The 779-nt window shown below is 58.9% G+C and carries 1 protein-coding gene; it reads right to left on the bottom strand.

Translation table 11 applies throughout. The annotated features are described in order from the left end of the window. Positions 1 to 106: 106 nt before the first annotated feature. Positions 107 to 779, bottom strand: a 673-nt coding sequence (locus A3730_RS26110; RefSeq protein ID WP_369819129.1) for a glutamyl-tRNA reductase, incomplete at its 5' end; no start/stop codon positions are given.

The following is a 779-nucleotide window of genomic DNA, read 5'->3' as shown; positions in this document are numbered from 1 at the left end:
CCAGCTCTTCGAACCGGTCTGCGAGCTTGTCCAGCTTGCCTTGCAATGACGCTTTCATAGAATCCTCTAAAGCACAGCGCTTTATTCAGGGGTGTATTCGGGCGAGCTATTCGTTTTCTTCGGACGAGGAACCCGGATTGTCGAGCAACAGCTCGCGGGCCAGTAACAGGGCTTCGGCGCGACCATCAGCCGCCATTTTTCGCAAGGTCACACTGGGCGTATGCAGCCACTTGTTCACCAGCGAATGCTGAAACTTGCGCAGCACCTGTTCCGCATCCCCGCCATTGCGTAACTGCTGAAGGGCTTTTTCCAGTTCACTCTCCGCCATGCTGGTGCGTTGCTCACGGTAGTCGCGCAACACCTTGACGGCATCCTGCTCACGACGCTGACGGCGATGCCGCACGATGGCGTCACGAATCAATTCCGAGGCTTCCTGGGCCGCCTGCTGACGGGCACGGACATTCTCCTGAATCGCTTCCTGCAGGTGATCCACCGTGTACAGGTAAACGTCGTCCAGCTCACCCACTTCCGGTTCGATATCCCGTGGCACGGCGATATCCACCATGAACATGGGCCGGTGGCGACGTTTTTTCAGGGCCCGCTCTACCATGCCTTTGCCCAGAATCGGCAACGGGGCGGCAGTACAGGAAATCAGGATATCGGCACTTTCCAGCGCCACCGGCAATTCTTCCAGGCTGATGCCCCGGCCGCCCACGGCCGCTGCCAGCTCGCTCGCCCGTTCCTGGGTGCGGTTGGCAATGGTAATTTCCTTCACCTGT

Source organism: Alcanivorax sp. HI0044 (genome assembly GCF_001634945.1).
This window is presented reverse-complemented; position numbering and strand designations above follow the sequence as displayed.